18 protein-coding genes and 1 tRNA gene are annotated in these 17,879 nt (G+C 70.2%); 13 read left to right on the plus strand and 6 right to left on the minus strand.

Annotated features, from left to right (window positions below):
* Window positions 1-872 precede the first annotated feature (872 nt).
* The 3 genes from WME90_RS03955 (at window position 873) to WME90_RS03965 (ending at window position 3,743) form a co-directional block, all read left to right on the plus strand.
* Complete coding sequence (locus WME90_RS03955) at window positions 873-2,366, plus strand: B12-binding domain-containing radical SAM protein (RefSeq protein WP_437279719.1); 1,494 nt, start codon at window positions 873-875, stop codon at window positions 2,364-2,366.
* Window positions 2,367-2,385: 19 nt separating this feature from the next.
* Complete coding sequence (locus WME90_RS03960; protein ID WP_437279720.1) at window positions 2,386-3,222, plus strand: acyl-CoA desaturase; 837 nt, start codon at window positions 2,386-2,388, stop codon at window positions 3,220-3,222.
* 95 nt (window positions 3,223-3,317) lie between these two features.
* The gene (locus tag WME90_RS03965; RefSeq protein ID WP_437279721.1) at window positions 3,318-3,743 is read left to right on the plus strand and encodes an STAS/SEC14 domain-containing protein; all 426 of its coding nucleotides are present in this window, start codon (window positions 3,318-3,320) and stop codon (window positions 3,741-3,743) included.
* 29 nt (window positions 3,744-3,772) lie between these two features.
* Here the strand turns inward: WME90_RS03965 and WME90_RS03970 are convergent, their stop codons facing one another.
* Window positions 3,773-4,618, minus strand: coding sequence for a GFA family protein (locus WME90_RS03970; protein WP_437279722.1), 846 nt, complete (start codon window positions 4,616-4,618; stop codon window positions 3,773-3,775).
* 141 nt (window positions 4,619-4,759) lie between these two features.
* Window positions 4,760-6,043 (minus strand): adenosylmethionine--8-amino-7-oxononanoate transaminase, encoded by a 1,284-nt coding sequence (gene bioA / locus WME90_RS03975; protein WP_437279723.1) that lies wholly within the window; start codon window positions 6,041-6,043, stop codon window positions 4,760-4,762.
* A gap of 323 nt (window positions 6,044-6,366) precedes the next feature.
* Here bioA and WME90_RS03980 point away from each other — a divergent pair, with 323 nt between their 5' ends.
* The 7 genes from WME90_RS03980 (at window position 6,367) to WME90_RS04010 (ending at window position 11,925) form a co-directional block, all read left to right on the plus strand.
* A complete protein-coding gene (locus WME90_RS03980) occupies window positions 6,367-7,218 on the plus strand; it encodes an alpha/beta fold hydrolase (RefSeq protein ID WP_437279724.1) in 852 nt (283 codons plus the stop codon).
* Window positions 7,219-7,300: 82 nt separating this feature from the next.
* Window positions 7,301-8,050, plus strand: a complete 750-nt coding sequence (locus WME90_RS03985) for an RNA polymerase sigma factor (RefSeq protein WP_437279725.1) — start codon at window positions 7,301-7,303, stop codon at window positions 8,048-8,050.
* Window positions 8,051-8,056: 6 nt separating this feature from the next.
* Window positions 8,057-8,299, plus strand: coding sequence for an anti-sigma factor family protein (locus WME90_RS03990; RefSeq protein ID WP_437279726.1), 243 nt, complete (start codon window positions 8,057-8,059; stop codon window positions 8,297-8,299).
* Window positions 8,300-8,630: 331 nt separating this feature from the next.
* Window positions 8,631-9,257: a TetR/AcrR family transcriptional regulator gene (locus tag WME90_RS03995; protein ID WP_437279727.1), complete on the plus strand. Its 627-nt coding sequence runs from the start codon at window positions 8,631-8,633 to the stop codon at window positions 9,255-9,257.
* Between the two features lie 76 nt (window positions 9,258-9,333).
* On the plus strand, window positions 9,334-10,374 hold the full coding sequence (locus tag WME90_RS04000; protein ID WP_437279728.1) for a fatty acid desaturase: 1,041 nt from the start codon (window positions 9,334-9,336) through the stop codon (window positions 10,372-10,374).
* Window positions 10,375-10,424: 50 nt separating this feature from the next.
* Window positions 10,425-10,496: transfer RNA gene (locus WME90_RS04005), tRNA-Val, on the plus strand.
* A gap of 253 nt (window positions 10,497-10,749) precedes the next feature.
* Window positions 10,750-11,925 carry an NADH:flavin oxidoreductase/NADH oxidase gene (locus WME90_RS04010; RefSeq protein WP_437279729.1) on the plus strand — a complete coding sequence of 392 codons (1,176 nt, stop codon included), beginning with the start codon at window positions 10,750-10,752 and terminating at the stop codon, window positions 11,923-11,925.
* Window positions 11,926-12,053: 128 nt separating this feature from the next.
* Here the strand turns inward: WME90_RS04010 and WME90_RS04015 are convergent, their stop codons facing one another.
* Window positions 12,054-12,449: a hypothetical protein gene (locus WME90_RS04015; RefSeq protein WP_437279730.1), complete on the minus strand. Its 396-nt coding sequence runs from the start codon at window positions 12,447-12,449 to the stop codon at window positions 12,054-12,056.
* A gap of 356 nt (window positions 12,450-12,805) precedes the next feature.
* Between WME90_RS04015 and WME90_RS04020 the strand changes: the two genes are divergently transcribed.
* A complete protein-coding gene (locus tag WME90_RS04020) occupies window positions 12,806-13,171 on the plus strand; it encodes a VOC family protein (RefSeq protein ID WP_437279731.1) in 366 nt (121 codons plus the stop codon).
* Between the two features lie 25 nt (window positions 13,172-13,196).
* Here the strand turns inward: WME90_RS04020 and WME90_RS04025 are convergent, their stop codons facing one another.
* Window positions 13,197-14,156: a TetR/AcrR family transcriptional regulator C-terminal domain-containing protein gene (locus WME90_RS04025; protein WP_437279732.1), complete on the minus strand. Its 960-nt coding sequence runs from the start codon at window positions 14,154-14,156 to the stop codon at window positions 13,197-13,199.
* 205 nt (window positions 14,157-14,361) lie between these two features.
* Between WME90_RS04025 and WME90_RS04030 the strand changes: the two genes are divergently transcribed.
* Window positions 14,362-15,543, plus strand: coding sequence for an FAD-dependent monooxygenase (locus WME90_RS04030; protein ID WP_437279733.1), 1,182 nt, complete (start codon window positions 14,362-14,364; stop codon window positions 15,541-15,543).
* Between the two features lie 28 nt (window positions 15,544-15,571).
* Here WME90_RS04030 and WME90_RS04035 read toward each other — a convergent pair whose 3' ends face one another.
* Window positions 15,572-15,904, minus strand: a complete 333-nt coding sequence (locus WME90_RS04035; protein WP_437279734.1) for a cupin domain-containing protein — start codon at window positions 15,902-15,904, stop codon at window positions 15,572-15,574.
* A 69-nt stretch (window positions 15,905-15,973) separates the two neighbouring features.
* On the opposite strand from WME90_RS04035, the gene WME90_RS04040 reads away from it, so the two are divergent.
* Window positions 15,974-16,909 carry a LysR family transcriptional regulator gene (locus WME90_RS04040; RefSeq protein ID WP_437279735.1) on the plus strand — a complete coding sequence of 312 codons (936 nt, stop codon included), beginning with the start codon at window positions 15,974-15,976 and terminating at the stop codon, window positions 16,907-16,909.
* Between the two features lie 60 nt (window positions 16,910-16,969).
* Here WME90_RS04040 and WME90_RS04045 read toward each other — a convergent pair whose 3' ends face one another.
* Complete coding sequence (locus WME90_RS04045) at window positions 16,970-17,638, minus strand: hypothetical protein (RefSeq protein ID WP_437279736.1); 669 nt, start codon at window positions 17,636-17,638, stop codon at window positions 16,970-16,972.
* Between the last annotated feature and the right edge of the window lie 241 nt (window positions 17,639-17,879).

Below are 17,879 nucleotides of genomic sequence, written 5' to 3' on the forward strand. Positions count from 1 at the left end.
GTGAATGTCACGTTTCCATGGAGTCACGCCTGGCCAATCCGGCCGACACCCGGACCCCGGGATGCTGCGCGAGCAAATGCTCCGATTCATGGATGAACTCGTCATATATTGTAATATATATTACGTAGATCGTGCGATTCGTCGCCGCGACCCGACGAAGCAGGCGGGACGCAACCCACCCTGGTTGGGGGGGCGTGATGGCGATCGTTCGGCGATCGCTCCGAAATTGGGGCGGGGCCCGGGACCCGGCCGCCGTTGGGGCGGAGGGGGCGCCGGCGACCCGATCCACCCTCCGCGGGGCGCGCTCCGGCCCGTCTACGCGCTCCCGCCGGTTGCGCCGGTGCAGGTCCCCACCTGCCGCTCCGGCCTGGTCGATTACCGGACTCATCCCGTCCGCCTGCCCGGGATCGAGGTTTGCGTGGCTGCCCCTTCTCCTGCAGCTTCTGCGTGCTGATACGGCACGAACAGGTTCGCTCTCGTCTGATCGAACATGAGATCCGGGACATCCGCGACCCGATGATCTTCAACCACGCAACTGCGTCGCCCGGCGCGAGCCGCCAGAAACGAGCGCAGCGTCCGCCGAATCGTGCTTGCTCGTCCACGGGTGCGCGGGGAAGGAAGAACGCATCTATAGCCGAGGTGCAGCGTTCCATGCTTGTAGCTCGCCACCTGAGTGTCATCGTGGACACCGTGGAAGCTATCCCGCTGACCCGGCCAACGTTCCTCCTGTGTTCTCGTGTCGCGTGGAGTACTCCCTGGACTGATCCCTGCCCAGCGCATGGCGCATTCGTGGTGCTCCTGCTCACTCCCTTGTTCCGGCCGCCTTGACTCGAGAGGGTGACACGTCCTGAACTGAACGCGGAGTGCCCTCGATGCGCATCGCGATCATCTCGACCTATACGCACCCGAGCCGCCTGCTCCGCAAGGAGCGCTCGATCATGCAATCGGCTGTCCCCGAGCTCCTCGCCGCCCTGTGTCCGCCCGACGCCGAGATCGAGCTCTACAACGAGAAGGAAGCGGACATCCCGCTCGACCGCCACTGGGACCTGGTGTTCTTCTCGTACCTGCACGCCTATTACGAGCACACAAAGGTCCTCTCCACCCTGTTCCGGCGGCAAGGCATGACCACCGTCGCCGGCGGCCGGCACGCGAGCCATTTCCGCGAGGACGCGCTGCAGCACTTCGACGCTGTGGTCGCGGACGACCCGGAGGCCAACCTCCCGGCCCTCATCGCGGACTTCCAGCGGGGCGAGCTCAAGCCCGTCTACGCGCTCCCGCCGGTGCCCCCGGCGCAGATCCCCACCTACCGCTACGATCTGATCGATTACCGGACCAACCTCCTCCGCCTGCCGGGCATCGAGGCGTCGCGCGGCTGCCCCTTCTCCTGCAACTTCTGCGTGCTGACCGGGCACGAGCAATATCGCTATCGGCCCATCGATCACGTGATCCGGGACATCCGCGACCGGATGATCTTCAACGAGCGCATCCCGGGGTTGACCAACGATGGATTCAGCTTCCTCGACAACAACCTGGGAGGCTCGCCCCGCTACCTGAGGGAGCTCTGCGAGGCGCTGATGCCCCTCAAGAAGATCTGGGGCTGCGCGCTCACGTTCAACGTGCTGCGCGACGCGGAGCTGGTCCGCCTCATGGGCCGGGCAGGGTGCCGCTACGTCTATACCGGGCTGGAGTCGCTGAACCCCGAGTCGATCAGCTCGATGAACAAGGGTCAGAACAAGCTGAGCGAGGTCCGGGAGGTCGTCCAGCGGGCCTTCGCGAGCGGGATCGTCCTCTCCTTCGGCCTCCTCGTGGGCGCGGACGGGGACACCAACGAATACCTCGCGCGGGTGCCCGAGTATCTCCATGACCTCGGCGATCACTGCCCGACCTTCCTGGGGATCGTCTGCCCGTACCCGGAGACGCCCTTCTTCGCCCAGGTGGCGGCCGAGGGCCGGCTCCTGCCCGGGGTGATCAGCCGCGACCTCGACGGGTATACCCTCTGCCACCGTCCGGCCCGGATGCACCCCTCGGAGGTGATCGACCATTTCCAGCGCCTGAGCCGCGCGCTGGGGAGCCTCCGCAACGTGGGCCGCCACGTGTGGAGCCGGCTGATGACGAGCGATCTGCCCCGTTACAAGGCGTGTGTCGTGATGTCGGCGCCCGAGGTGATGAGCCTGCGCGCGCCGCTCGCCAACCGCTCGCGCAGCTACATCGCCGGGCGCGATCCGATCGAGGCATGGGACGCGGCGAAGATGCAGGAGCTCGGCCTCGAGCCGCAGCGCATCGACGCGTCGTCCTGCCGCGCGGATCCGCGCGGCCTCGCGCGGATCGGGCCCCGGCGGTCCGGCCGCTCCAGCGCGGTCGCGTGAGGCGAGGGGGAGCTTTGCCATGAAGGGCCGCGCGCGCTTCGTCGCGATCGCCTACTTCGCCCTGGTGCACGCCCTGGCTGCCCTCGGGCTGTTCCTGCCGATCCGGGCGAGCCTTATCGCCCTCGCCGCAGCGCTGTACGCGTCGCTCCAGCTCTCCACCGTCGTCGGCCTGCACAGGCTGCTCTCTCACCGCTCGTTCCGCTGCCCGAAATGGGTCGAGTACGCGCTGGTGTCGGTGGCGATGATCAGCGGCCAGGGCAGCCCCATCGCGTGGGCGGCGACCCACCGGCGCCACCACGCGCACACAGATCGCGAGGGCGACGTCCACTCGCCGCGCCGCGGCCTCTGGTACGCCCATATCGGGTGGATCATCGACGATGGCTCGACCGATCCCCGCGATCCGGAGAAATACTGCCGCGATCTGGTGGGCGATCCCTACTATCGGTGGCTGCTCCGATGGCGGTTCGCGCCGCAGGCGGCGACGGTGCTGCTCGCGGGGCTCGCCCTGGGCTGGGCGGCGGTGCCCTTCGTGTTCTTCCTGCCGCTCGTGTGTTGGATGCACGCGACCTACCTGGTGAACTCGGCCTGCCACGCGCCCCGCTTCGGCAGCCGCGCGTTCGATACCCGAGACGAGAGCCGCAACGTGGGCTGGGTGGCGGTCGTGACGTTCGGCGAGGGGTGGCACAACAACCACCACGCCTTCCCGCGCGCCGCCCGCCAGGGGATCGCGCCGGGGCAGCACGACCTCGCGTTCCTGTTCATCCGCGCGCTCGCGGCGGTGGGGCTCGCCTCGGACATCCAGCCGGGCCCGGATGGCCGCGAGGCCACGCGAGCCCGAGCGGCCGCTGGCGAATGAGCCGTGCGCCGAGCTCCGCGGCTGCCGCCGCCCGCTCAGCCCTCGTCGGTGTGAAGCGCTTAATTCTTTCCAGCAGCGGCGCTAACATCCCGAGCATGAGCGATCCAGGCCGCAAGGACGTGAGCTTCGATGTTCGCGAGGAGCCCGACGGCATCCTGTGGGTGAAGGTCCAGGGCGAGCTCACGGAAGACGGAGCGCGGGCCATCCTCGGCGCGGTCCGGCGCGTGGCGGAGAGCGGCCGCGACGCCCTGGTGCTCGCCGACATGCGTCACATGGGCCCGATACCGGCTCCGGCGCGCAAGGTGATAACGGAAGAGGTGCGGAGGTCGCGCGTCGATGCGGTCGCGCTCATCGGAGCCAGCTTTTCCCTGCGCGCGATCGTGATGCTCCTTGGGAAGGGCGTGCAGATGCTCACGGGACACCCCTACCCGCAGCACTTCTTTGACACGGAAAGCGAGGCTCGCGCCTGGCTGCTCGCTCAGCGAGACGCGCTCCGGGCCGGACGGCGCCCGCTCGCCTGATGGGGCTGGCCGATCGCGTGACGCGTTCGTCAGGCCTGGGGCGGGTACTCGGCGAACCGCGGCAGGTCGTCCGTGATCGGGAACCAGCTCGCCTTGGAGTCGACGAAGATGTGGGCCGCGGGGCGGATGCCGGGATCGGTGTCGAGCGTGCCCGCGGGCACCACGGCGAAGCCGCGCTCGGGTGACTGGCGCGGCGCCGCGCCGCCGCAGCGCGTGCAGAAGGCGACGGTGAAGAACCGCGCGTCGGGCACCTTGTAGCTCGCGATCTGCGCGTCACCGTGGATCCAGCGGAAGCTGTCCAGGGCGACGAAGACGTTTGTCGCGTGCGCGGCGCTGCGCCCGAGGCGACAGCGCTTGCAGTGGCAGCTCACCATGCGGAGGGGCGTGCCGTCGAGCTCGAAGGCCACGCTGCCGCACAGGCAGCTCCCCTGGGTGACGCCCTCTCTGGGCTGGACCGCGGGGCGCGAGACGACCGGAGCCTGCATCTCGGGCCGCCACTCCTCGAACTGCGGCAGGGAATCGGTGATCGTGTACCAGGGCGCCTTGGAGCCGACGAACTGGTGGAACTGCGGCTCGATCCCGAGATCTCCCTCCAGGTTGCCGGCATGGAGCACGGCGAGCTGCCTCTCGGGGCGGAGCATCGGCGTGGCCGAGCCGCAGGTGCCGCAGAAGGAGCGACGGTCGCTCGCGCAAGACGAGCGGATGGCGTCCTCGCCGGCGAGCCAGCGAAAGCCGGGCAGCGGCGCGACAACCGCCGTTGCGAACGCTGTGCCGTGGAACTTGCGGCACATCGAGCAGTGACAGTTCAGCATGGTCTGGAACGGACCGTCGATCTCGAAGCGGACCGTCCCGCAAAGACACGCGCCCTTTGTCATGTTCGTATCTCCCATGGTCGTGGGTGCCCCGTGTGCGCAGGAGCGATGGCGTTCGCGCGCACGCTAGCACGGCGGCGTATCCTGTCGCGCGTCCGGGTTCGATGGAAGGGCGCCCTTCACCCAAGGCGCGCGTCCAGCGGCTCAGAGCCCCGACAGCACGCCCACGATCGCTTTGCTGATACGCGACAGGTCTGCTGGCTCGATGATGTAAGGCGGCATGGTATAGACCAGCTTCCCGAAAGGCCGTAACCAGACACCGCGCTCCACGAACGCCGGCTGCACGCGCGCCATGTCGACGGGCTGCTTGAGCTCGACCACGCCGATGGCGCCGAGCACGCGCACGTCGGCCACCGCGTCGAGCGCGCGGCAGGGGGCCAGCTCGCGGCGGAGCTGCGCCTCGATGGCCGAGACGCGCGCGCGCCAGGGCGAGCCGAGCAGGAGCCGGACGCTGGCCAGCGCGGCGCTGCAGGCGAGCGGATTGCCCATGAACGTGGGGCCGTGCATGAACACGCGCGGCTCACCCCCGGAGATGGTCTCGGCCACACGCTCGGTGAAGAGCGCCGCGGCCAGCGTCATGGTGCCGCCGGTGAGGGCCTTGCCCAGGCACAGGATGTCCGGCGCGACGCCCGCGTGCTCGCAGCCGAACATCTCCCCGCTGCGGCCGAAGCCGGTCGCGATCTCGTCGAGGATGAGCAGCACGTCGTGCCGGTCGCAGAGGGCGCGCAGCTCGCGCAGGTAGTGCGGGTGGTAAAAGCGCATCCCACCGGCGCCCTGCACGACGGGCTCCAGGATGACGGCCGCCACCTCGTGCGCGTGCCGCTCGAGCAGCGCGGCCATGCTGTCGAGCGCGTGCGGCGACCACGGCGCGCCGAACGCCGGACCAGGCGCCGCGGCGAACAGGTGCTGCGCGAGCGCGCCGCGAAAGAGGTGGTGCATGCCGTTCACCGGATCGGTGACCGCCATCGCGCCGAACGTGTCGCCGTGATAGCCGCCGAGCACGCTGACCAGGCGGCGCTTCTCCGGCTGTCCCCGCGCGATGAAGAACTGGAGCGCGAGCTTGATGGCCACCTCGACCGACACGGAGCCGGAGTCGGCGAGGAAGACGCGCGTCAGCGGCTCGGGCGTGAGCGCCACCAGCGCCTCGCACAGCTCGACCGCGGGCGCGTGGGTGAGGCCCCCGAACATCACGTGGCTCATCCGCCCGAGCTGGGCGCTGATCGCCGCCGTCAGCGCCGGGTGCGCATAGCCGTGGATGGCGGCCCACCAGGAGGACATGCCGTCGATGAGCTCGCGGCCGTCGGTCAGGGTGAGACGAACGCCCTCGGCGCGCTCGACCGCGAAGAGCGGCGCGCTCGAGATGGGCGCGGCATAAGGGTGCATCACGCAGCGGCGGTCGCGCGCGACGAGATCGTCTCCGCTAGGCACGGCGCTCTCCTCCTTGGATCTCGACCGGTGGCCAGGGCACGGCGACGGGTCTAGCCCAGAACGCCCATGGCCACCAGGGCCACCGGGCGCGCCCGACGGCCGCCGCGCCCGGCGCCGTCCCGCCGGGGGAGGTGACCACGGCCCCGTCCTGAAGATTCGTCGAACAGGCTGTAACGTTCGGGCCCCCTCCGAGACTGTGCAGGTAGCGGGATAGCCGTCGCGGCGCCGGGGACACGCCCGGGCGCAGGGGCGCGCATCCATCGCACGTCGAAACACCGATGACGTCGCGCTCGAGGAGAGCCTGCGACGATGAGGAGAGATCCATGAACGGTCTGCTTCGCAAGGTCCTGCGGTTTGGCACCCTGATCTCGGCCGCTGCGCTCATGTCGTCCGCGCTGCCCGGCTGCGGCGGCAGCGACACGGAGGACGGCGCGGGGGGCGGCGGCTCCCAGGGCCCGGACAAGAACACGTATGTCCTCGTCCACGGCGCCTTCGTGGGCGCATGGGCATGGGACAAGGTGGTGCCGCTCCTCGAGGCCGGCGGCAACGAGGTGATCGCCCTCGATCTCCCCGCTCATGGCGACGACCAGACGCCCCTCGCGGACGCCAGCCTGCAAGTCTACACCGACGCTGTGGTGGCAGCCATCGACAGCGCCTCACGCCCCGTGATCCTCGTCGGCCACAGCATGGGCGGCACCGTGGTGAGCCAGGCCGCCGAGCAGCGGCCCGACAAGGTCAAGAAGCTCGTCTATCTGACCGCGTTCCTGCTCAAGGACGGCCAGTCGCTGAGCCAGGAGTGGGCCGACGACGAAGGGGCCGCGATCAAGGCGTACGCGGAGCCGTCGAGCGACGGCACGACGCTGAGCTTCAAGGAGGGGTGGGCCGCGAACGCCTTCTGCCAGGATTGCTCTCCGGAGGACGTCGCGCGGCTCGAGAGCCACCTGCGCGAGGAGCCCGCGAAGCCGTTCGACGAGCCCATCCATGTCACGGAGGAGCGGTGGGGGAGGGTCCCCCGGGTCTACATCGAGGCGCTCAAGGATCTCGCCATCAGCCCTGCCGAGCAGGAGCAGCAGTACACGGCCTTGCCCTGCGAGAAGGTCCTCTCGCTCGACGCGGGACACGCCCCCTTCCTGACCAAGCCGAAGGAGCTCGTGGACGCGCTGACGTCGCTGTGACGGGGGCGGCGACCGTCGTCTTCCGCGGGGCGAGCCGCCCCGGCGCAGCGTCGATTGATGCGGGGCTCGGCGGCGTGATACCGTGCTCCGCGTGTCTCACGAACCCTCGGCCGGTGAAGGCGGCAGACAGGCCGCCCCGGCGCAGCGCGCATCGGCCGAGGTAGGCCCGCTCCTCGCGCCGGATGCGCCGGGTGGCGCGGCTTCACCTCCAGGCGCGGCGCCGGCGGACGACATCGCGCTCGTCCGCCGGCTGCTCGCGGGGGACGAGCAGGCCTTCGAGCAGCTCGTGACCCAGCTCCACACACCGATGCTCCGGCTCGCCCGCGCCCTCGCCGGCCCCGCGGGCGCGCAGGAGGTCGTGCAGGAGACCTGGGCGGCGGTCTTCGACGGGCTCGTGCGCTTCGAGGGGCGCTCCTCGCTGAAGACATGGGTGTTCAGGATCCTGACGAACCGCGCCAGGACGTGGGGCACCCGAGAGAAGCGCACGGTCCCGCTCTCCTGTCTGGAGGACGCGGATCTCGGCGGCGAGCCGGCGGTCGATCCGGCCCGATTCGACAACACGGGCGACTGGGCGTCTCCGCCTGTTCCGTGGACGGAGCAGAGCCCGGAGGTGCTCTTGCTGCGCAAGGAGATAGGCGCCTTGCTCCAGCGGGAGATCGAGGCGCTGGTGCCTGGACAGCGCACGGTGGTCCTCTTGCGCGACGTGGAGGGGTGTCCCTCCGACGAGGTCTGCGAGATCCTGGGTATCAGCGAGGCGAACCAGAGGGTGCTCTTGCACCGTGGCCGATCGAAGCTCAGGGCCGCGCTCGAGCGATACCTGACGAGGGGGTGAGCGCGCATGATCGTCACGTGCTGTCAGCTGACCGAGATGATCACCGACAGGAGCGAGGGGAAGCTGTCCTCCGAGCAAGAGGAGGGCTGTGCGCGGCACCTCGCGTGGTGCGACAGGTGCCGCACCTACCTGCGGCAGATGGAGCTGACGATCGACGCGCTCCAGGGGCTCCCGGGCGAGCCGCTGCACGACGAGGTCCGCGCCTCGCTGTTCGCGCAGTTCCAGCGGCGGAAGACCACCTCCGACTGAGCGAGCTCCCCAGGGGCTGGCTGTTGGCGCCTGCAGCGAAACGTGCCGGCACCGCACGGTCGTCGCCAGGGACACGGAAATGAGCGGCAGGGACCCGGCCTGAACCGTCAGGGACAATGGGGCGAGGCCGAGGTCGACGACGGCGGTGCCACCAGGGACACGGAAGCCGCAGATAGGGACCAGGGGCGACGCGTCAGGGACACGGAGATCGCCGCGAGGGACAGGAGGTGACGCGCCAGGGACGTCATGTCACGCCTTCGTCTGTCCCTGGCCGGCTCCTGCGGCGAACGCGGCGTGATCGGCCGGCGGCGGCCGTGCGAGGATGGGCGGCGTGCCCACGTCGCCGCAGAAGCCGCGCAAGGATCCGCGCCAGGAGCGCTCGCGCAGCACGGTCGACGCCATCCTCGAGGCCGCCGGCCAGCTGATCGAGCGCGAAGAGGAGGCGAAGCAGCACCGTGTATCGACCACGCACATCGCCGAGCGCGCCGGCGTCAGCGTGGGCTCGCTGTATCAGTACTTCCCCAACCGCGAGGCGCTGGTCGCGGCGCTCTTGCGCCGCTTCGTGCAAAAACGGTTCGCCGAGATCCGCCGGGTGCTCGACGAGGTCGAGCCGCTCCCGCTGGAGGCGGCGTTGCACCGGCTGGCCGGCCGGCTGATCGAGCTCGAGCTGGCCCACGCGCGCGTGATGAAGGCGCTCATGAAGTGGTTCGTGCGGGTGGGCGACTTCGATCTGATCGCCGACGCCGATCGCGAGGCCGAGGCCGCGCTGGCCGAGCTCCTGGTGCGCATCCGGCCCAAGACCCGCGCGGTGGATCCGCGGCTCGGCGGCTTCTTCCTGTTCCACGCAATGCGAAACACCTTGGGCATGGCGGCCTTCCGCGAGGGCGACATGCTGCGCGCGCCGGCCGCGCAGGCCGAGCTCACCCGGCTTTTGTACGGCTATTTGCGGCCCGACTGACGGCCGCCGGCGCGCGCGGGCGCGGCGCCGGGAATGCGAATGGGCGGCGCCGGTCGCGCTGCCTAGATCGAGGCGCATGCGTTCCTTCGAATGGGTCACGCGCGCCGAGCCGCACCGCGAGCGCCGGCGCCGTATCGTGCGCGAGCACCCCGAGATTCGCGCGCTGTTCGGCTACGACCGGCGCACCATCGCGGTCACGCTGGCGGTGGTGCTCGCGCAGTTCGCCGTCGCCTGGTCGCTCGGCGCGTTCGCCGCGCGCTGGTGGGTGGTCACGCTGGCGGCGGCGACGTTCGGCGCTGTGCTCTCGCACTGGTGCGCGATGGCCATCCACGAGGCGGCGCACGATCTGGCCGCGCGCCGCGCGCGCTCGAACAAGCTGCTGGCGCTGATCGCCAACCTGCCGATGGTGCTGCCGGCGGCGATGAGCTTCCGCCGCTACCACCTCGCGCACCACGCGCTGCTCGGTGTGGCCGGCGAGGACACAGATCTGCCGCGTTCGATCGAGGTGCGGCTGATCGGCGCCGGCCGCGTGCGCAAGCTCCTGTGGCTGTTCTTCTACGTCGTGGCCTACCTGGGCCGCGCCGCGCGCTTCGCCAAGCTGCCGAGCCGCGACGAGTGGATCAACCTGGCCATCCAGCTGCCCGCCGCGTGGCTCTCGTGGCGCCTGCTCGGCGCGCCCGGCTTCGCCTACTTGCTGCTGTCGACCCTGATCGGCCACAGCCTGCACCCGGTGGCCGGCCACTTCGTGCACGAGCACTACGTGTACGCGCCCGGGCAGGAGACCTACAGCTACTACGGGCCGCTCAACCACGTGACCTTCAACGTGGGTTACCACGTCGAGCACCACGACTTCATGAACGTGCCCGGCTGGCGCCTGCCCGCGCTGCACCGCATCGCCAAGCGCCACTACGACACGCTGGTCTCGCACCGCTCGTGGACCTGGGTGCTGTGGCACTTCATCACGGACCCAGCCCTGGGCCCGCACGCCCGCATCGTGCGCTCCCGGGCCGTCCATGAGGGCGCCGTGAGGCGGTCGATCCGGGGTGGCGCCAGCGACGAAGGCGGGACGAACGCCGCGGGAGCCGCGGGATTCGAGGCCAGCGCGACAGGTACTTGACGCGGCGCCGGTTCCCGTACAAACAGCCTTCCTCGCTGGCAACGGCGTGGAGGCGCGTAGCTCAGTGGCAGAGCACTACCTTGACACGGTAGGGGTCGTTGGTTCAACCCCAATCGCGCCTACGAAACGGCACTAGAAACGAGCGGGCTGGGAGCGAGAGCTCTCGGCCCGTGTTGCTTTTCTCGCCCACTCCGCCACTCCGCCACTCGAGCGGGGCGGCTTCACCTACCGAGACTGTCAGGATTCGAATCGGCGGAAGGAAATAGCAGCCGCCGATCTCGGGCGTGGCGCGCAGCACCCTCGTGGCAGCATCGTTGCAACGCGGGCGCGGGCGACCCCCACGGCCCCTCTCGGGCCCTCCACCGGAGGACCGGAATGCACATCACCCATGCGACGAACGCCGTCACCGAGGACGTCGGCGGCCTGCTCCACGGCTGCCTGGCGGACGCCGAGCACGACCGCGACGTCCCCGAGATTGACCTCCTGAGCCCGCTCACGATCCGCGGCGTCCGCTTCCGGAGCCGCCTCGTGATGTCCCCGATGTGCCAGTACTGGGCTCGCGGAGGGCTCGCCAACGACTGGCACCTGGTCCACCTCGGCAGCCGCGCGGTCGGCGGCGTGGCGCTCGCGATGGTCGAGGCCACCTCGGTGACGCCGGACGGCCGCATCACGCCGGCCGATCTCGGCATCTGGAGCGACGCGCACGCCGAGCCGCTCGCCCGCATCGCGCGCTTCGTCGAGGCCCAGGGCGCGATCGCCGGCATCCAGCTCGCGCACGCCGGCCGGAAGGCGAGCTGCGATGTGCCCTGGCGGGGCGGCGCGCGGCTCAAGACGCCAGAGCAGGGCGGCTGGGCGGTGGTGGCCCCGAGCGCCCTGCCGTTCGCCGAGGGGGATCCGGCCCCGCGGGCGCTCGACGAGGCGGGCATCGACGCCGTTATCGACGCGTTCGAGGCGGCGGCGCGCCGGGCGCTCGGCGCGGGCTTCCGCGTGCTCGAGATCCACGCGGCGCACGGCTACCTCTTGCACGAGTTCCTCTCGCCCCTCAGCAATCACAGGACGGACGCCTACGGCGGCAGCCTCGAGAACCGGATGCGCCTCGTCCTGCGCGTCGCCGATCGCGTGCGCCGGCGCATGCCGGCGGATCTCCCGCTCTTCGTCCGCATCTCCGCGACCGACTGGGCCGAGGGCGGCTGGGACATCGATGCTTCGGTGGAGCTCGCGCGCCGCCTCCGCGACCTCGGGGTCGACCTTATCGACGCCTCCTCCGGAGGCCTGGTCCCGAGAGCCCGTATCCCGGTGGGCAAGGGATATCAGGTCGGCTTCGCGCAGAGGATCCGGGAGGAGGCGAGGATCCGCACCGGCGCGGTCGGGCTGATCACCGAGCCCCGGCAGGCCTCCGAGATCATCACGGGCGGCGACGCCGACCTGGTGTTCGTCGGCCGGGAGCTGCTGCGCGAGCCCTACTGGGCGATCAAGGTCCAGCAGGAGCTCGAGGCGGAGCCGACCTGGCCGGTCCCGTACGGATATGCCGTGAAGCGGCGGGCGAAGTGAGAGGAAGCCCTCGCCCGCCGCCGCGCCGAGCGCGCGAGCCCGAACGCCCCGACCGCCCGGGCGCGCGCGAGCACCACCGCCGTTGCGCGCGGACGCGGCCCCGAACGGTGCGCTGGTGCGCCCGGCCGTCACCCGCGATCGTCGGCCGCCATGGAGCGCAGGACGCGCTCCGAGGCTTCGGCGTGCTCGAGCAGCAGCGCCGCAAAACCGCGCTGAAGCTCGATCTTGCGGCGCATCCACGCCTCGAAGGCGCCGCGGTCGAAGCGCGCGAGGTCGTGGGGGGCGGCGGGCAAATCGCCTGCAGCCCGCATCATCTCCGCTGCGCGGCCCGCCGCCTCGCCGATCCCGCGGTAGCCGGCGGCCACCCGGCGCATCGCGTCGTGTTCGAGGCGGGCCTCGGGCGTCGCGCTGCCCACCCAGCGCGCGTGGGCCTCCAGGTTGTCGGCCACGTGCAGGAACAGCTCCGCCAGCCGCTCGGGAACCACCGCGTTGTTCGCCAGATCTCGTCCACAGGGCTCGTCCATCGGTACCTCCTGTCCATTCGCCCCAACGCGCGAGGCGTCGGGTCGTGACCGGAGGGACGAGCCTTCGTCGAGATCGCGCGCGGGCTGTCGGGCGTGACCATGATGATTGGATCGCTGAGGCGTGCAGCCTCGCTTGCTCAGCTCTGCTCAGTTCTCGCCGACGGTCTGGCGCCCTTTGGGGAAGAAGTCCTCGAAGATCGCGATCTCCTCCCGGCCGCGACGAGCTCCGCAATGCGCTCGCCCTCGGCTTTTGGCAGGTAGGCGAAGCCGACCTCCGAGGCGACCATGGAAGAGGACGCGCGCGCCGCTTGACGATCCGCGCTCCGGATCGAATGGCAAAAGGGGAGGGACCACCGATGTCGATCGAGCTCAACCACACCATCGTCCCCGCGCACGACAAGGAGGCTGCCGCGCGGTTCTTCGCGCGCATGTTCGGACTCACGGTGGACGCGCCGTTCGGGCCGTTCTCCCCCGTGCGCATCAACGACGCGCTCACGCTCGACTTCGCCGATCGGGAGACGTTCGAGCCGCACCACTACGCGTTCTTCGTGGACGACGCGGAGTTCGACCGGATCTTCGAGCGCATCCAGAGCGCCGGCATCCCCTTCAGCGCCGATCCGCACGCAAAGGAGGTGGGCCGGATCAACCACCGGAGGGGCGGCCGCGGCTTCTACTTCCGCGATCTCGACGGGCACATCCTCGAGGTGCTGACGCGCGCGTGAGCTCGGCTTTGCGCGGCGGGCCCGTTCACTCGCGCGGTCGCAACGTCTTCACGAGGCCGTCGATCATCGGCTGGAGGCCGAACTCGAACACGCGATCGAGGTTGAAATCGTACCCGCCCGAGAGCTCGTTCAGCAGCCTGGCGAAGCTCGGATACGGCCCCGACGTCGCGATCGCCAGGAACGCGGCCCCCTGCGATTCGGTCCACTGCGCTTCGGTCATCCCCGTGGTGGCCTCGGCCTCGCGCTCCGACTCGAGGTTCACGGCGATGCCGCGAACGTAGCTGTAGAGCGTCATGTGCGCTTCCAGCCGGGTCACCGCGTCGAGCCCGGGGGCTTCCATGGCACGCAGGATCCACTCGGCGTGTGCGATCACGTTGCGCAGCGCGACCGGCCGCGTGAGCGGCATCACGTGCGCGAGCCATCCGTGCCGCCGGTACAGCGCCCACTGCGCGCGGGCCGCGCGGATCAGGGCCTCGCGCAGATCGCGAGGAGGCGACCTCGGCAGCGGGTGCTCGCCGAACACCGCGTCGATCATGAGGAGCACGAGCGCGTCTTTCCCCTCCACGTACCGGTAGAGCGACATCGTCGGCACGCCGAGCTTCGCGGCGACGCCGCGCATGGAGAGGCCGTCGAGCCCCTCCTCGTCGGCGAGCCGGACGGCGACCTGCACGATCCGCTCGCGCGTCAGGGCGCCGCCTCGCTCGGACGGCTCACGCGCCGCGAGATCGCCCTCGGCCACCACGTGGCCCGAGCGCGGGACCGATCGGATGAGCCCCTCGTGGCGCAGGGTCGACAGCGCCTTTGTGGCGGTGGCGAGCGCGACGCCGAAGGAGCGAACGATCTGGCGCGTCGAAGGGACGCGATCGCCGGCACGGAGGCGCCCGGACGCGATGCGCGCGCGCAGGTCGTTCACGATCTGCACGTAGGGCGGTCCGTCGCCCGACTTGCGAGGGTTCGTCGAGGCGCCGCGCTTCACCGGAGGCATGGTCACTGTACTAGCACAGACGGCCGGTTGAGAGGACGCGCGGTGCTGCCGGGACACAGCGCGCGACCAAAGCTGTTCTAGCCTAGAATCTTCGGCTTAGGCGCCGTTCGTGGGGTGCCGGACGCCGCCGTCGTCGCCATGCTCGTGCGTACGTCGTACGCAATCGTCTGCGTACGTCGTACGCAACCTTTCCCCCGAGGTCCCCATGTCGAACGGCACCGTTCTCGTCTCCGGCGCAGGCATCGCAGGCCCCGCGCTCGCCTACTGGCTCTCGCGTCGCGGGTTCACCCCCACCGTGGTCGAGCGCGCCCCCTCCTTGCGGGCCGGAGGCAACGCCGTGGACTTCCGCGGGCCGACGCACCTGCGCGTCCTCGGCGAGATGGGGGTGCTCGACGCGATTCGACAGCATCAGACCCACATGCGGGATCTCGCGATGGTGGACGAGGCCGGCCGGCGCCTCGTCACGCTCCCCGCGGCGTTCGCGAGCGGCGACGTGGAGATCGAGCGCGGCGATCTCAGCCGCATCCTCCACGAGGCCGCGAAGGACGCGGCAGAGTTCGTGTTCGACGACAGCATCACCTCGCTCACCGAGACGCCCGGCGGCGTCGACGTCACGTTCGAACGCGGCCGGCCGCGGAGCTTCGACCTGATCGTGGGCGCCGACGGGCTGCACTCCCGCGTGCGCGCGCTCGCGTTCGGCGACGAGTCGAGGTTCTTGCGCTTCCACGGCTATTACGTGGCGACGTTCGCCGCGCCGAACCACCTCGGCCTCGATCACCAGGGCCTCATCTTCAGCGAGCCGGGGCGGGCCGCCAGCATCGCGAGCGCCCGCCGCCCCGAGGAGGCAACGGCGCTTTTGATGTTCGCCTCCAAGCCGCTCGATCACGATCCGCGCGACGTGGCGCAACACAAGGCGATCCTCGCCGAGCGTTTTGCGGGGATGGGGTGGGAGGTGCCGCGTCTGGTCGAGGCGATGAGGCAGAGTCCGAGTCTGTATTTCGACGCCGTGGGGCGGATCGACTTGGATTGTTATTCGCGCGGTCGCGTCGTGCTCCTGGGCGATGCCGGCTACGGCGGCACCATCGGCGGCCAGGGGACCGGCCTCGCCGTGGTCTGCGCGTACGTGCTCGCGGGTGAGCTCGCCGTCGCGAAGGGTGACCATCGCGCCGCGTTCCAGCGCTACGAAGCGCGGATCCGTCGATATGCCCGGCGCTGCCAGCAGGGGGCGAGACACGTCGGCTCGTTCTACGCACCGCCGACCCGCGTGCAGCTCGCGCTGCGCAACGCGATGTACCGGGCGCTCACCTCACGTCCGCTCTCCCGCTGGTTCGAGAAGATGGTCACGAGCGCTGCCAGCGACCTCGTGCTCCCCGCGTATCCGGCGTGACCGTCTCGAGGTGCTGACGCGCGCGAGCTCACCGCGCGTCGAGGACGTCGAGGCCGCCCGGGAGGACGACGAAGAAGACGCTCTCCTCCTCGGCGTATCCGTCGTGGCACTCGCCCGGCGCGGTCCAGAGGTAGTCGCCTGGCGAGAGCACCCGCTCGCCGATCCGAAGCCTCCCAGAGACCAGGTACGTCTCTTCGCCGCCGGGGTGGTCGTGGCGCCGCGCGTGCGCCCCCTTCTCCATGCGAACGAGCACCGTCAGCCCGTTGCCGCCGTCGTGGCGGCGCAGGAAGCTGAACTGGACGCCGGGCGCGACGGTCTCGAAGGGCTGATCTTGCTGGGGGCGGAAGGTCGTCGTGTTCATGAATCCACTATGCTCGTCGCCTGCGCATGTGAGAAACTCATGTTTCGCATGGATTCATGAGAGCGGCTCATGTCCCAGATGCTCGAGATCCGTCACCTCCGCCTCGTCCGCGCCATCGCCGAGGAGGGCGGGCCCACGCGAGCCGCGGCGCGTCTTCACCTGACGCAGTCCGCGGTGAGCCATCAGCTCGCCGAGCTCGAAGGCCGCCTCGGGGTCGCCCTGTTCACGCGCGTCCGGCGCCAGCTCAAGCTCACCCCGGCCGGCGCGCGGCTGCTCGACGCCGCGCGCACGGTGCTCGTCGATCTGGCGCGTATCGAGCGGGACCTGCAGTACGCCGGATCGCGCAGGCACGAGGTCTTCCGCGTCACCGTCGAGTGCTTCACCACGTACCACTGGCTCCCGCCGGTCCTCTCGGCGCTCGCGAAGGACCATCCGCATATCGACGTGCGCATCGTGCTCGAGGCGCGGCGCGAGCCTGTCGCCGCGCTCCTCCGGGGCGAGATCGAGCTCGCCATCGTGAGCTCGCCGGTGCGCGATCGCGCGCTCGTCGTCGAGCCGCTCTTCGACGACGAGTGGACGGTCATCGTCTCACCGTCGCACCCGCTCGCCGCGCGTCCGTACGTCACCGCGATCGAGCTCGGTCACGAGAAGCTCCTCACCCACGACGCCCCGCGGAGCGACGTCGAGCGCCTTCGCGAGCTCATCGCCAGCGAGCGCGCGCCGATGCCGCTCGCCGCGCGCGTGCCGCTCACCGACGCGCTCGTGGAGCTGGTCAAGGCCGGCCTCGGCGTCGGGCTCGTCTCCCGCTGGGCCGTCGCGCCGAACATCGCGCGCGGCGAGGTCGCCGCGCGCCGCCTCACCCGCGACGGCCTCCCGGAGCAGTGGGCGGCCGTCTACAGGCGCGACGCGGCCGAGCGCTTTCCGCTCGCGCGCTTCGTCGAGCTCCTTCGCGCGCCGTCGTCCCCCATCACCCCTTCACGCGCGCGCCAGCGACGGTCCCGTTGATGATGGCCTGTCGAGGACGCCCCGATGTCGGAGGTCCTCGTAGGTCCAGCGGCCCAGCGCCTAGCGCGGGACCTCGGGGATGAACTCGGCGCCCAGGCGGAAGATCAGGAAGTCCTTTGTGACGTTGCCGCTGCTATTGCCGGGCCACAGGAAGGGGCTGCCGCCGCTGCGGTCCGGGTCCCACTCGTACCACATCCATCGAGCCTCCTCGTCGATGTCGCAGACGACGGAGAACTCATTGCCGACCTCCGGGACAGAGCGTTCGGTGTCGTTCCGTTCTCCGAACGCGACATGGCCGTGCGCGGACGGCTCGGTGGTCACCCAGCCGGCGCTGGTCGTCTGCGGGTCGAGATCACCGCTGTTGCAGCGCTCGATATACTGGTTGATGGTCTCCAGCGTCGGCCCGTTCGAGCCGAGGTCGTAGTCCTCGCCCGTCGCGCAGACCTCCCACGCGCCGTTGCCCGTGAAGACGGGATCCGCCCCCTCGCGGAAGAACTGGCCGATCACGCCCTGTGTCGTGGACTTGTCGGCGTACGTGACGATGTAAAGATAGTTCCCGGCGTTCGCGGACGCCGCAGGCACGGTGTACGACTCGGGCCCGTTGCCGATGGGGCAGGAGAAGATCTTCCCGGCGAGGGTGTTCTCGATGCCCCCGAAATAGTTCAAAAGCCCGTCGCCGGTTCCATAGCCGAAGCCGTACGCATTGTCGGCCGTGATGATCACGCTCACCGCGGTCGAGATCCCGGTCCCACCGCCGACGCCGGCGATCTCACCGAGACCGTTGTCGTCACCCCCGCCCGCGCCCCCGCTACCGGTGCCGGCACCGGCGCCGGAATCGCCAGGATCTGTGCCGGCGTCCGAACACCCGGATGCATGAAGCGCGACAGCAAAAGCCAAAGCTGAGACAAGACGTAATTTCATCCCACCAGGATCGGCGAAGTCGCGCCCTGCGTAAAGGCTCTTCAGAGAG

The organism is Sorangium sp. So ce375 (genome assembly GCF_051473855.1).
In the GTDB taxonomy this organism is placed as follows: Bacteria; Myxococcota_A; Polyangia; order Polyangiales; family Polyangiaceae; genus Sorangium.

Coding starts and splice junctions, on each gene's coding strand:
- WME90_RS03955 (WP_437279719.1), top strand. CDS start 873: ATGCGCATCGCGATCATCTCGACCTATACGCACCCGAGCCGCCTGCTC.
- WME90_RS04025 (WP_437279732.1), bottom strand. CDS start 14,156: ATGCCTCCGGTGAAGCGCGGCGCCTCGACGAACCCTCGCAAGTCGGGC.
- WME90_RS04010 (WP_437279729.1), top strand. CDS start 10,750: ATGCACATCACCCATGCGACGAACGCCGTCACCGAGGACGTCGGCGGC.
- WME90_RS04020 (WP_437279731.1), top strand. CDS start 12,806: ATGTCGATCGAGCTCAACCACACCATCGTCCCCGCGCACGACAAGGAG.
- WME90_RS03965 (WP_437279721.1), top strand. CDS start 3,318: ATGAGCGATCCAGGCCGCAAGGACGTGAGCTTCGATGTTCGCGAGGAG.
- WME90_RS04000 (WP_437279728.1), top strand. CDS start 9,334: ATGCGTTCCTTCGAATGGGTCACGCGCGCCGAGCCGCACCGCGAGCGC.
- WME90_RS04030 (WP_437279733.1), top strand. CDS start 14,362: ATGTCGAACGGCACCGTTCTCGTCTCCGGCGCAGGCATCGCAGGCCCC.
- WME90_RS03990 (WP_437279726.1), top strand. CDS start 8,057: ATGATCGTCACGTGCTGTCAGCTGACCGAGATGATCACCGACAGGAGC.
- WME90_RS04035 (WP_437279734.1), bottom strand. CDS start 15,904: ATGAACACGACGACCTTCCGCCCCCAGCAAGATCAGCCCTTCGAGACC.
- WME90_RS03960 (WP_437279720.1), top strand. CDS start 2,386: ATGAAGGGCCGCGCGCGCTTCGTCGCGATCGCCTACTTCGCCCTGGTG.
- WME90_RS04015 (WP_437279730.1), bottom strand. CDS start 12,449: ATGGACGAGCCCTGTGGACGAGATCTGGCGAACAACGCGGTGGTTCCC.
- WME90_RS03980 (WP_437279724.1), top strand. CDS start 6,367: ATGAACGGTCTGCTTCGCAAGGTCCTGCGGTTTGGCACCCTGATCTCG.
- WME90_RS03970 (WP_437279722.1), bottom strand. CDS start 4,618: ATGACAAAGGGCGCGTGTCTTTGCGGGACGGTCCGCTTCGAGATCGAC.
- WME90_RS04040 (WP_437279735.1), top strand. CDS start 15,974: ATGTCCCAGATGCTCGAGATCCGTCACCTCCGCCTCGTCCGCGCCATC.